This window comes from Paraburkholderia lycopersici (genome assembly GCF_900096975.1).
GTDB classification, from domain to species: domain Bacteria; phylum Pseudomonadota; class Gammaproteobacteria; order Burkholderiales; family Burkholderiaceae; genus Paraburkholderia; species Paraburkholderia lycopersici.
Genome location: NZ_FMYQ01000003.1, coordinates 173,254 through 185,151 on the forward strand (window position 1 = coordinate 173,254; position 11,898 = coordinate 185,151).

An 11,898-nucleotide genomic window follows, 5' to 3' on the forward strand; every position below is an offset into this window, starting at 1 on the left:
GGCTTCGGCCGCTTTTTTGTCGCTTTTTTGTCGCCCGTCTGCCGCTGGTTCATTCCCGCCGCCGCGCCGCTGCATGAGCAGCGCGCATGCATCCGATGAAAAAAGGCTTCTATACGATTATCGCCGCGCAGTTCGTGTCGTCGCTCGCCGACAACGCGCTCCTCATCGCGGCGATCGCGCTGCTCACGGTGATCTCCTCGCCCGCCTGGGTCACGCCGCTCCTGCAGATCTTCTTCACGATCTCCTACGTGCTGCTCGCGCCTTTCGTCGGCGCATTCGCCGACGCCCTGCAAAAGCGCCACGTGATGTTCGTCTCGAACGCGCTCAAGGCGTGCGGCTGCCTGCTGATGATCGCGGGCGTGCATCCGATGATCGCCTATGGCGTGGTCGGCTTCGGCGCGGCCGCCTACTCGCCCGCAAAGTATGGAATCCTGACGGAACTGCTGCCGGCCGAAAAGCTCGTCGCCGCCAATGCGTGGCTCGAATCGGCCACGGTGCTCTCCACCATCGTCGGCACGATGATGGGCGGCGCGCTCGTTTCGGCCTACGCCGAGCGGTTCGTCGCGCGCCGTCCGCTGCCGCTCATCCATTCGGCCGCCGACCTCGCAATGCTCGCCGTGATGTTGACCTACGTGATCGCCGCGCTCATCAATATGGGCATTCCCGATACGGGGGCGCGCTACGAAAACCGGCTCAAGGAGCCCGCGCGGCTCTTCCACACGTTCACGCATTGCTTCAACGTGCTCTGGGCCGACAAGCTCGCGCAAATCGCGCTCTGGGTCACGACCCTGATGTGGGGCGCGGCCGTCACGCTGCAACTGCTCGTACTCAAATGGGCCGACGTGAACCTCGGCCTCTCGCTCTCGAAGGCGGCCGTCATGCAGGGCGTGACCGGGCTTGGCATCGCACTGGGCGCAGGCGCCGCTGCGGCGTGGGTGTCGCTGCGCGCCTCGCTGCGCGTGCTGCCCGTTGGCGTGCTGTGCGGCGCGGTCGCCGTGGGCATGGCGTTCTACAGCAAGGGGCTCTTTCCGCACGGCGGCGGCGTGCGCCTCGGCACCTTCATCGTGCCCTTCTACCTGCTTTTCGCGTACCCGCTGATGGTACTGCTCGGCATGCTCGCGGGGTTCTTCATCGTGCCGATGAATGCGCTGCTCCAGCATCGCGGCGCGACGCTGCTCTCGGCGGGCCACTCGATCGCGGTGCAGAACTTCAACCAGAATCTCGCGGTGTTGCTGATGCTCGGCGCATATGCGCTGCTGCTCACCGCAAAGATGCCCGTGCCATGGATCATCGTCGTTTTCGGCGTATTCGTCGCCGCGATGATCTGGCTCGCCATGCGGCGCAGTGCGGCAAACGCACGCACGATGGACCTGCAGGCGCTGGTCGACGAATGACGGGAATGCCTGCGGCACGGCGTTAGCCGAAAGGCTGGCTTTACATGCAATCGGCGCGCGTTAAACTCACGCCCTGAACCCCTAGCAAGACACCGAGGATGGCTACACATACCGCCGGCGCAGCCGACAGCGCGCAACATACCCCCATGATGCAGCAGTACCTGCGCATCAAGGCCGACCACCCGGGCACGCTCGTGTTCTACCGGATGGGCGACTTCTACGAGCTCTTTTTCGAAGACGCCGAGAAAGCCGCGCGCCTGCTCGACCTCACGCTCACGCAGCGTGGCGCCTCGGCGGGCAATCCCATCAAGATGGCGGGCGTGCCGCATCACGCCGTCGAGCAATACCTCGCGAAGCTCGTGAAGCTCGGCGAATCGGTCGCGATCTGCGAGCAGATCGGCGACCCGGCCACTTCGAAAGGGCCGGTCGAGCGCAAGGTAGTGCGCGTCGTCACGCCCGGCACGCTGACAGACGCCGCCTTGCTGTCCGACAAGAACGACGTCTACCTGATGGCCGTCTGCCCCGGGCACAACCGGCGCGGCGTGACCGTCAACGTCGGCCTCGCATGGCTCAATCTCGCGAGCGGCGCGCTGCGTCTCGCGGAAGTTGCGCCCGAACAGGTCGCGACGGCACTCGAACGCATTCGGCCGGCAGAAATGCTCGTCGCCGAAATGCCGGCGGAAACCGCCGCCTGGGCGCCGCCCGCCGGTACGGGGGCGCTCACGCGGGTACCCGCGTGGCACTTCGACGTCAGTTCGGGCAAGCAACGCCTGTGCGACCAGCTCGACGTGGCGAGCCTCGACGGCTTCGGCGCGCAAACGCTCACGAGCGCCTGCGGTGCGGCCGGCGCGCTGCTGCTCTACGCGGCGGCCACGCAAGGCCAGCAACTGCGCCACGTGCGCAGCCTGAAGGTCGAAGCCGAATCGGAATACATCGGGCTCGATCCGGCCACGCGCCGCAATCTCGAACTCACCGAAACGCTACGCGGCACCGAATCGCCCACGCTCTGCTCGCTGCTCGACACCTGCAGCACGGCAATGGGCAGTCGCCTGCTCCGTCACTGGCTCCATCACCCGCCGCGGGCGGCGGCGGTCGCGCGGTTGCGTCAACAGGCCATCGGCGCGCTGCTCGAAGCGCCGCCGCACGCGAGCGTCGATACGCTGCGCGGCGCCTTGCGCCAGATTGCCGACGTCGAGCGCATCACGGGCCGTCTCGCGCTGCTCTCGGCGCGGCCGCGCGACTTGTCCAGCCTGCGCGACACCTTCGCCGCGCTGCCCGCGCTGCGCCAGCAGGTCGCGGCCGCAAGCGGCGCGGCGACTTCGCTCGCGCACATCGCCGAGGCGCTCGAACCGCCCGCGGAGTGCGCTGCGCTCCTGCAACGCGCTGTCGCACCCGAGCCCGCCGCCATGGTGCGCGACGGCGGCGTGATCGCGCGCGGCTACGACGCCGAACTCGACGAACTCCGCGACATCTCCGGGAACTGCGGCCAGTTCCTGCTCGACCTCGAAACGCGTGAACGCACGCGCACCGGCATCGGCAACTTGCGCGTCGAGTACAACAAGGTGCACGGCTTCTATATCGAAGTCACGCGCGGCCAGACCGACAAGGTGCCCGACGACTATCGCCGCCGCCAGACGCTCAAGAACGCGGAGCGCTACATCACGCCGGAACTCAAGACATTCGAGGACAAGGCACTCTCGGCGCAGGAACGCGCGCTCGCGCGCGAAAAATCGCTCTACGACGCGCTGCTGCAAGCACTGCTGCCGTTCATTCCCGACTGCCAGCGCGTGGCCGCGGCGCTCGCCGAGCTCGATCTGCTCGCGGCATTCGCAGAACGCGCCCGCGCCCTCGACTGGAACGCGCCCACGTTCACGGAAGCGCCCGGCATCGAGATCGAGCAAGGCCGCCATCCCGTGGTCGAAGCGCAGGTCGAGCAGTTCATCGCCAATGACTGCGCGCTCAACGCAGAGCGCAAGCTGCTGCTCATCACCGGCCCGAACATGGGCGGTAAATCGACCTTCATGCGACAGACTGCGCTGATCGCGCTGCTCGCCTACGTGGGCAGCTACGTGCCCGCGAAGCGGGCGCGCTTCGGGCCGATCGACCGCATCTTCACGCGCATCGGCGCCGCCGACGACCTCGCGGGCGGCCGCTCGACCTTCATGGTCGAGATGACCGAAGCTGCGGCCATCCTCAACGACGCCACGCCGCAAAGCCTCGTGCTGATGGACGAGATCGGACGCGGTACGTCGACGTTCGACGGCCTCGCGCTCGCATGGGCGATTGCGCGGCACCTGCTCGCGAGCAACGGCTGCCACACGCTCTTCGCCACGCACTATTTCGAGCTCACGCAATTGCCCGCAGAGTTTCCGCAGGCAGCGAACGTGCATCTTTCGGCCGTCGAGCACGGTCACGGCATCGTCTTCCTGCATGCGGTGCAGGAAGGCCCGGCGAACCAGAGCTACGGCCTGCAGGTCGCGCAGCTCGCTGGCGTGCCGGCTGCCGTGATCCGCGCGGCGCGCAAGCACCTCGTGCACCTCGAGCAGCAATCGGCCGGACAACCTACTCCGCAACTCGACCTCTTCGCGGCACCCGCCACCGATTACGACGACGAGCCACCCTGCGCGGAGGATCGCGCCGCGCCCGCTGAGGAACAAGATCCCGCCGCAACGCTGGTCGCACAACGGCTGCGCGAACTCGATCCGAACGAGTTGCGCCCGCGCGATGCGCTCGATCTGTTGTACGAACTGCATGAACTGGCCACGGCGCCGGACGCGAAACGCTGAGCGTCGCCTCGCGACGCCACCGCGGCCACCGCATCCGCCGGGCCGCGGCCGCCTCGGCTCGTGCTATCTGAAAATTATGCGCCGTATGGCATGTGCGTTGATGCTGGCGTTATCGCTTGGTTCGCCGCGTGCCGCGCACGCGCAGTCCCCGCGCTATGCCTTCGCGGTCGTGGCGAACGCGCTTGCATCCCAAAACGACGAAGCGGCTGCGCGACGCCTCCTCGACGCCATCGGGCGCGATCCGCAAATCGCCTTTATCGTCTACGACGGCAATCTCAAAGGCGTGCACGAAGCTTGCGCAGACCATCTCTACGAGCGGCGTCACGACATTCTCGACACGTCGCGGGTGCCGCTCGTCTTCGTGCCGGGCGAACGGGACTGGGTAACCTGCGGCGCGAACGGGTCGGGCGCCTATGATCCGGCCGAGCGGCTCGATTTCCTGCGCCAGAACTTCTTCGCCGACCCAAATTCGCTCGGCCAGAACCCCTTCGCGCTTACACGAGAAAGCGAAGTCTCGCGCTTCAGGCCCTATCGCGAAAATGTGCGCTGGCAACTTGGCGACACCGTGTTCATAGGGGTGAACGCGCCGGCCGGCAACAATCACTATCTCAATGCGGGCGGGCGCAACGGCGAATTCGAAGACCGGGTGATCGCCAACAGCTTCTGGCTCGAGCATGCGGCCGAATATGCGAAGCGCCGTAACGCGCGCGCGATCATCATCTTCATGCAGGGCGACGCGATGCCCGAGCACTATGAGCGACCCGAGCGCTTCGCATGGCTGCGTTTTCACCGTGCGCCGCGCGACGGCTATCTCGAGTTGCGCCGCAGCCTCGTGAAGCTCGCCCAGACCTTCCGCGGCCCGGTGATCCTCGTGAACGCCGACGACTCGAAGCTCACGCACGGTTTCACGATCGATCAACCGCTGCACAACGAAAAAGGCGCGAGGATAGAAAACGTCACGCGCATTGCGTTCTCGCTGCGCGATCCGCTCACGCAATGGCTGCAGGTGGATGCCGACATGACGCGCGGCACGCCGCTGCGCGTGAGCGTGCGCGACGTGCCAAAACATCTGGCTCCGCAGCCTGTACAACCATCGCAGGGTACGCTGGGCGCAGGACAGTCGCCCGCGATGCCGGAAATGCCCGAAGTCTCGTCGATGCCCGACGTGACCGAGATTCCCGGCATGCCGCAATCGCCCGACGTCACGCCGCCGCCCCAGAGCACGCCGGGAAGCGCGCCAGATTCCGGTGTACCGCCCACCGGTAACGGCGTGCTGATGCCAGCCTGGCCCGCGCAGGGCGGCCAGAATGGACTACATGGTCCGAACGGTATGAATAACGCTAATGGCCAGAACGGCCTGAATGGCGCAAACGCCGGCAGCGGCGAAAGCGGTGGAGCGGGCCGGCGGCAACCGCCCGGCGCACCTGCGTCGGGCGGCTTTGCACACTGATCAGCGTGGATCAGTGCAGTGTGGGTTTCGAAGCGCCTTCGTCGCCGTCGTCTTCCTCTTCGTCTTCGTCGACGACTTCGAGGCCGTCTGCGCCATGCGCGTGCTCATGCTCGATCTCGTCGTCAGTGGCTTCACGCACTTCCTTGACCGTTAGCGCGAAACGCAGCGCCATGCCTGCGAGCGGATGATTGCCGTCGAGCACGACCTTGTCTTCCGCGACGTCCGTCACCGTATAGATGAGCGTGTCGAGATCTTCGTCGCCCTCTTCAGGCGTGCCTTCGAACTGCATGCCGACTTCGAGCGGCTCGGGAAAGCGATTGCGCGGCTCGATCTTCACGAGTTCCGGATCGTACTCCCCGAAGGCGTCCTGCGGCTCCAGCTGGATCTGGGTCTCGAAGCCCGGCTCCTGCCCATCCAGCACTTCCTCGATCTTGGGGAACGTGCCATCATAGCCGCCGTGCAGATAGACCATCGGCTCGTCGCTTTCCTCGATCAGATTGCCCTGCGCATCCGATAGCTTGTAAGCGACCGACACGACGGTGTCCTTTGCAATTTTCATTCGATCCTCCAGATTACAGACCACATTATACGATGCCGAAGCGGTCCCCAGACCACCCGGTGGACGCGCGCAAGCGGCGCGCCTCCCTCCCCCCGGCATGCCCCGCGCCCGATGTCCCCACGCCGCTCCTGGGCGGCCTGACTCCGGCGCAGTTCATGCGCAAATACTGGCAGAAAAAGCCGCTCTTGATCCGCCAGGCGATCCCCGACATCGAAGCCCCGCTCACGCGCGACGAACTCTTCGCCCTTGCCGACAGCGATGATGTCGAGTCGCGCCTCATCACGCATTTCCGCCGCCGCTGGGCATTCGAGCACGGTCCGTTCTCGCCGGACGAGTTGCCCACGCCCAGGACGCGTCAATGGACACTGCTGGTGCAAGGCGTCGATCTGCACGACGACCGTGCGCGCGCGCTGCTCGAACGCTTTCGCTTCGCGCCCGATGCGCGCCTCGACGACCTCATGATCTCGTACGCATCCGATGGCGGTGGCGTCGGCCCGCACTTCGATTCGTATGATGTCTTTTTGCTGCAGGTTCACGGGAAGCGCCGCTGGCGCATCGGCGCGCAGCGCGACCTGTCGCTGCAGGAAGGCCTGCCGCTCAAGATCCTCGCGAACTTCCAGCCTGAGGAGGAGTGGGTGCTGGAACCGGGCGACATGCTGTACCTGCCGCCGCACATCGCACACGACGGCATTGCCGAGGGCGAATGCATGACATGCTCGATCGGCTTTCGTTCGCCTTCCACGAGCGAGTTGACGAGCCAGTTCCTCTACTGGCTCGCCGAGCGCGGCACCGATGACGGCAACCGTCAACCCACGCTCTACCGCGACCCCGACCAGCCGGCCGTGACGCATCCCGCCCAGTTGCCGCCGGCACTCGTGGAGCGCGTTGGCGCCGTGCTTGCTAAAGTGCGCTGGAGCGACGCCGACGTATCTTCGTTCGTGGGCTCCTGGCTCTCCGAACCGAAAGCGAATGTCGTCTTCGACGCCCCGGAGAAGCCGCTCGACGAGGCCCGTTTCGTTACGCGAGCCGCAAAATATGGGATAACACTCGACCGCAGGACGATCCTGCTTTACGATTCGCGGTCGTATTACCTGAACGGGGAACAATACTTGCTCAAAGAAGCGAGAAAGTGGCTACCGGCACTGGCCGACAGCCGCTCTATGGACGGGAAACGCTTTGTAACACTCTCACACGATTCATGTATGACAGTGTTGCTACACGAGTGGTATCGTGCGGGCTGGATACGGGTCGGGGTGCTTGCCTAAGCGCTTCGGACTGTTATACCGTATTAAAATAGTGCTTGTATGAGAAAGACAACGTATTGTCCCCGGATTTGTCGACGGTCGATACGAAAGTGCCTATAATTCCCGGCCAGGCCGTAGGGAAGATTCACGCTCTTGCAGTGCGTCTCCACCAGCGGCTCAGGTCGGTGTTGGGGCACATTTACCGGTATTATTTGCGCTGTTGCTTACCTTTAACCATAAAAGGACGTGATCATGAAGAAATCCCTCCTCGTAGCATCCCTGCTGGCAGCTGTTGCACTGGCTGCGTGCAACAAGAGCAGCGACCAAGCTGCTGCGCCGGCTAGCGACGCTGCTGCTGCTTCGGCACCGGCTGCTGCTTCGGATAACGCAGCTGCTGCTTCGGACGCTGCTGCTGCGAGCGACGCTGCTGCTTCGGCTACCGCCGCTGCTTCGGAGGCTGGCGCTGCTGCTTCGGACGCAGGCGCTTCGGCTCCGGCTGCTGCTTCGGGCGCAAGCCAATAAGTTGCATTCGCGCGAGCTCGCCTGGGACCCTGGTTCCGGCGAGCGTCGAAGCGAATCGCCGTATAGCCTGGCGCTTGCGTCAATCGCGTGTCAGGCGTACGACGGGCAAGCAAAAAAGCCACGAACTCACGTTCGTGGCTTTTTTGTTATGCGCCGCGCGCGCATTGCTTAACGCCCGGCGCCCGACTCTTCCGCCGCCTCGCTCTTTTCTTCGAAGAACGCCTTCACCACCTCAACGTCACGGGTGCGCTTGAATGGCGGCAGGCTTTGCCAAATGCGCCGCCCGTACGGCTTGTCGACGAGACGGGTGTCGCAGATCATCAGCACGCCGCGGTCGCTTTCCGCGCGAATCAGACGCCCCGCGCCCTGCTTGAGCGTAATGACCGCCTGCGGAAGCTGGTGGACCGCGAATGGGCTCAGGCCTTTTTTCGCCAGCGCATCGAGGCGCGCCGCCAGCACCGGATCGTCGGGCGGCGCGAACGGCAGCTTGTCGATCACGACGAGTGAAAGCGCGTCGCCGCGCACGTCCACGCCTTCCCAGAAGCTTTGACTGCCCACGAGAATGGCGTTGCCATAGGCGCGAAAGCGCTCAAGCAGCTCCGTGCGGCTCGCGTCGCCCTGCACGAGAAGCGGCGTGTTCCAGCCGCGTGCCTCGATCGTGTCGCGCAGCTTCGCCGCGATGCGGTCGACGGCGCGCAGCGTCGTGCATAACATGAATACGCCGCCACCCGACGCCTCGATTGCCGGCAGCGCCACATCGAACACCGCATCCGTGAACTGCGGCGACGACGGCTGCGGCATATTGCGCGGCACGTAGAGAAGCCCTTGTGCGGGATAGTCGAATGGGCTTGGCAGCGTCATCGAGCGCCGCGAACTCAAGCCCATCTGCGCCGCGTAGTGCGTGAAATCGCCGCGCACGGAAAGCGTCGCCGAAGTGAAAATCCAGGTCCGCGGCACGCCGGCGCGCTGCTTCGCAAAAATCGGAGCCACGGAAAGCGGCGTTTCGTGCAGTTGGACCGTATGCGAAAACACTTCGATCCAGCGAACTTTCTCGTCGGAGCCGTCGGCCGCGGGGGCGTTTTCTTCACGCTCGTCGGCGCCGGACTTGCGGGTTTCGCGCACTGGCGACGAGGTTTCGGGCACCGTCCAGCCCGCGAGGATGCCCTGCAGCTCGCGCACGCGCCGCAGGCACGCGCCAAGCGATTCGGCACGTTCCGCCTGCCCGGCAAGGGCCGTGGCGAGCGCGCCCAACTCGGTCTGCAGCGTGTCGAGCGCATCGAAGAGCGGGTGATCCACCGGCAACTGCGCGATCGAGAGGCGCAGCGAATCTTCCTTGAACGCGAGCCGCACGTCGCGCGCGGCACGCTCCAGCGCGGCACCGAGTTTGACCCACTCCACCGCGTCGCGCGCATGGCCCAGGCCTTCGGCCACGCAATCGCGCGCAAGCTCGAGGAACTGCGCCGTGGAAAGCGTTTCGCCGAAAAAGAGCGTCGCCGTTTCGGGCAACTGATGCGCTTCGTCGAAGATGATCGTGTTCGCGCTCGGCAGCAGCTCGGCCATGCCCGTATCGCGGAGCATGATGTCGGCGAAAAACAGATGGTGATTCACCACCACGATGTCGGCCTGCTGCGCCTCGCGACGCGCCTGCATCACGAAGCAGTCCTTGTAATGCGGGCACTCCTGGCCGAGGCAGTTGTCACGCGTGGACGTCACCATCGACCATACCGCCGCGGTCTCGGGCACGCTCGCGAGCTCGGCCTTGTCGCCTGAGCGCGTGATCTTCGCGAAACGCACGATTTCCTGCAGATAGGCCGTTTCCTGGCGTGACGGCAGCCGGCCGTTGTCCGCCGTGCGCTGCAGATAGTAGTGGCACAGATAGTTCGCGCGCCCCTTGAGCATCGCGACGCTCACGGGCACGGCGAGCGCGTCGCGCACCGTGGGGATATCGCGCGCGAAGAGCTGGTCCTGCAGGTGCTTCGTGCCCGTCGATACGACCACCTTGCCGCCCCACAACATGGCCGGCACGAGGTACGCGTAGGTCTTGCCGGTGCCCGTGCCGGCCTCGACGATCAGCGTGTTGTCGCCCGCTTCGGCTGCGGCGTGCGCGGCTTCCCCGGCGCCCGGCTGCGCCGCCTGGGGCGCACCACGCTCGAGCCGCCGCGCGGGACGCGACTGGGCTTCGAACATCGCGGGTTCGGGCAAGGACTGCGCCGCGGCTTCCATCGCGGCCGCGACTGCGCGCGCCATTTCGATCTGCGCGGCGCGCGGACGATAGCCGTCGATCTCGCGAGCGAGCAAGCCGTCGGCGGCGAAAAGCTCCTCGAGCTCGGCCGCGCGGCGGGCGCTCAATTCGGGCGCCGCGGCGCGCGCGTCGGCCTCCGGCGCGCCGCCTTCGCGCGCGGGCCGGGAACGGGAAACGGTCTTTGAATTCAAGGCAAGCGGTTCCTGCTCGGTCCGGAAGGGCGCGGCCCGCCGACTGCCGCGCCCCGGCGCCTGCCAGGACCCGGGATCAGGCGTGCCCGTCCGAAGTCTTCGTTGAATCGGGGTCCAGCTGCAGTTGCAGCAGGATAATGTTGTCCTTGACCTTGAGCTTGCGCTTCTTCAGCCTCTGCAGTTCGAGATCGTCGTAGTCTGCGGTATCGGACATCCGGTCTATCAGGCGGTCCAGATCGCCATGCTCCGATTCCAGTTGCAGAATGCGGTCACGAAGGACCTCGGCCTTGACTTCACGATGCTCGCGCATGCTCGCCTCCTCGACATATGCGGCGCGCGCTTGCGAAGAACGACGCGCCTGAGGTTGCTGTCCGGCTGAAAAAGCGTGCTACTCGTACTACTGGTCCTGCTGCTGTTGCTGCTGCTTCAGTTGTTGTTGCTGCTGCAGTTCTTGCTGCTGCTTTTCCTGCGCCTTCCCGGCCGCCTGTTTCTGACGTTCTTCGACGTCAGCCTTATGCCTGGCCGCGTCTTCCTGCTTCTGCTGGAAGCGCTGCGCCTTGTCGGCACGTTCCTGCGCCTTCTGTTCACCCTGGCGACGCGCTTCGTCCAGTTGCTTCTGATAGTTCGCCTGCTTCTGGTCGTAGGCCGCCTGGTTCGCGTCACGCTGCGATTGCCCGCCTTCGCGCTGCGCCTGGGCCAGCGCATGTTGCCGCTGCTTTTCCTGATACGCCTGCTCGTTCGCGGCGCGCTGCGGCGCCTCCGCCTCGCGCTGCGCCTGGTCGAGCGCGTGCTGCCGCTGCTTCTGTTCGTACGCCTGAGCGCTCGCCGCTTCGTTGGCGGCGCGCTGCGGCGCATTGGCCTCGTCCTGCGCGCGCTGCAATGCTGCCTGCTGGTCGCGTTGCTGCGCATGCGCGGTGCGTTTCTCGTCGTCGAGCGCCAGCTGTTCGCGGCGAATATCCGCCTGCACGACACGCATCTTGTCGCGCGCCTTGCCGATGCAATGATTCACGAAGAACGTGCTGTAACAGTTGTGCTGCGCGACTGCAAACTGATAATTGTTCTCCGCGGTCCGACGATCCAGCACCTGTTGCCGCGCGTCGAAGTCGTTCTGCTGCGACGTCTGAGCCCCCGGGGCGCCAGCAACATCGGACGCCGCAAGCGGCGCGTTGCCTGCCGGCGCGGCCTGCACCGCCGGCGCACCTTGCAGATCCAACGGCCCGGGCACCCCGACCGTTTGCGCGAGGGCCGGAACGCTCGCCCCGAAGCTCAGCGCGATGGTGCAAATCGCCCCTAGGGCGGTGAACCGCCGGGCAACGCCAGCAGGCGCGCAAAACCGGGCAAGGGGCGAAACGGCGGAGAAGCGGGAGGTCGTCAACGTCTTCGGTGGGCAGCGGAACATGGCTGAAATTCTAACACCCCCCGAGTTGAGCGCTCCGCCATTTATGGCAAAATGCCCCGCTCCACCGGCCGGCGGCGCCCACCCGGCAACGCCCCGAAGCACCTGAGGTTC

General features: G+C 65.6%; 9 protein-coding genes. 5 read left to right on the plus strand and 4 right to left on the minus strand.

The features are described 5' to 3' along the window. Positions 1 to 95: 95 nt before the first annotated feature. The 3 genes from lplT to BLU17_RS05295 all read left to right on the plus strand — a co-directional run bounded on the left by lplT (position 96) and on the right by BLU17_RS05295 (position 5,630). The gene (lplT, locus tag BLU17_RS05285) at positions 96 to 1,394 is read left to right on the plus strand and encodes a lysophospholipid transporter LplT (protein WP_091995773.1); all 1,299 of its coding nucleotides are present in this window, start codon (positions 96 to 98) and stop codon (positions 1,392 to 1,394) included. Positions 1,395 to 1,492: 98 nt separating this feature from the next. Next, entirely contained in the window at positions 1,493 to 4,180 is a 2,688-nt protein-coding gene (mutS, locus tag BLU17_RS05290) for a DNA mismatch repair protein MutS (protein WP_091995476.1), read from the plus strand. Between the two features lie 100 nt (positions 4,181 to 4,280). Then, positions 4,281 to 5,630, plus strand: coding sequence for a hypothetical protein (locus BLU17_RS05295; protein ID WP_245746729.1), 1,350 nt, complete (start codon positions 4,281 to 4,283; stop codon positions 5,628 to 5,630). A gap of 10 nt (positions 5,631 to 5,640) precedes the next feature. On the opposite strand, the gene BLU17_RS05300 is transcribed toward BLU17_RS05295, so the two are convergent. Further along, positions 5,641 to 6,189: an FKBP-type peptidyl-prolyl cis-trans isomerase gene (locus BLU17_RS05300; RefSeq protein ID WP_091995481.1), complete on the minus strand. Its 549-nt coding sequence runs from the start codon at positions 6,187 to 6,189 to the stop codon at positions 5,641 to 5,643. A gap of 32 nt (positions 6,190 to 6,221) precedes the next feature. Here BLU17_RS05300 and BLU17_RS05305 point away from each other — a divergent pair, with 32 nt between their 5' ends. Further along, a complete protein-coding gene (locus BLU17_RS05305) occupies positions 6,222 to 7,454 on the plus strand; it encodes a cupin domain-containing protein (RefSeq protein ID WP_091995483.1) in 1,233 nt (410 codons plus the stop codon). A gap of 231 nt (positions 7,455 to 7,685) precedes the next feature. After that, entirely contained in the window at positions 7,686 to 7,955 is a 270-nt protein-coding gene (locus tag BLU17_RS34500) for a hypothetical protein (protein WP_425434064.1), read from the plus strand. A 168-nt stretch (positions 7,956 to 8,123) separates the two neighbouring features. Here BLU17_RS34500 and yoaA read toward each other — a convergent pair whose 3' ends face one another. The 3 genes from yoaA to BLU17_RS05330 all read right to left on the minus strand — a co-directional run bounded on the left by yoaA (position 8,124) and on the right by BLU17_RS05330 (position 11,787). Further along, the gene (gene yoaA, locus BLU17_RS05320) at positions 8,124 to 10,388 is read right to left on the minus strand and encodes a DNA repair helicase YoaA (protein WP_091995487.1); all 2,265 of its coding nucleotides are present in this window, start codon (positions 10,386 to 10,388) and stop codon (positions 8,124 to 8,126) included. Positions 10,389 to 10,464: 76 nt separating this feature from the next. Next, complete coding sequence (locus BLU17_RS05325) at positions 10,465 to 10,698, minus strand: DUF465 domain-containing protein (RefSeq protein WP_091995489.1); 234 nt, start codon at positions 10,696 to 10,698, stop codon at positions 10,465 to 10,467. Between the two features lie 87 nt (positions 10,699 to 10,785). Continuing rightward, positions 10,786 to 11,787 carry a colicin transporter gene (locus tag BLU17_RS05330; RefSeq protein WP_425434069.1) on the minus strand — a complete coding sequence of 334 codons (1,002 nt, stop codon included), beginning with the start codon at positions 11,785 to 11,787 and terminating at the stop codon, positions 10,786 to 10,788. Between the last annotated feature and the right edge of the window lie 111 nt (positions 11,788 to 11,898).

Coding starts and splice junctions, on each gene's coding strand:
- lplT (WP_091995773.1), top strand. CDS start 96: ATGAAAAAAGGCTTCTATACGATTATCGCCGCGCAGTTCGTGTCGTCG.
- mutS (WP_091995476.1), top strand. CDS start 1,493: ATGGCTACACATACCGCCGGCGCAGCCGACAGCGCGCAACATACCCCC.
- BLU17_RS05295 (WP_245746729.1), top strand. CDS start 4,281: ATGCTGGCGTTATCGCTTGGTTCGCCGCGTGCCGCGCACGCGCAGTCC.
- BLU17_RS05300 (WP_091995481.1), bottom strand. CDS start 6,189: ATGAAAATTGCAAAGGACACCGTCGTGTCGGTCGCTTACAAGCTATCG.
- BLU17_RS05305 (WP_091995483.1), top strand. CDS start 6,222: ATGCCGAAGCGGTCCCCAGACCACCCGGTGGACGCGCGCAAGCGGCGC.
- BLU17_RS34500 (WP_425434064.1), top strand. CDS start 7,686: ATGAAGAAATCCCTCCTCGTAGCATCCCTGCTGGCAGCTGTTGCACTG.
- BLU17_RS05325 (WP_091995489.1), bottom strand. CDS start 10,698: ATGCGCGAGCATCGTGAAGTCAAGGCCGAGGTCCTTCGTGACCGCATT.
- BLU17_RS05330 (WP_425434069.1), bottom strand. CDS start 11,787: ATGTTCCGCTGCCCACCGAAGACGTTGACGACCTCCCGCTTCTCCGCC.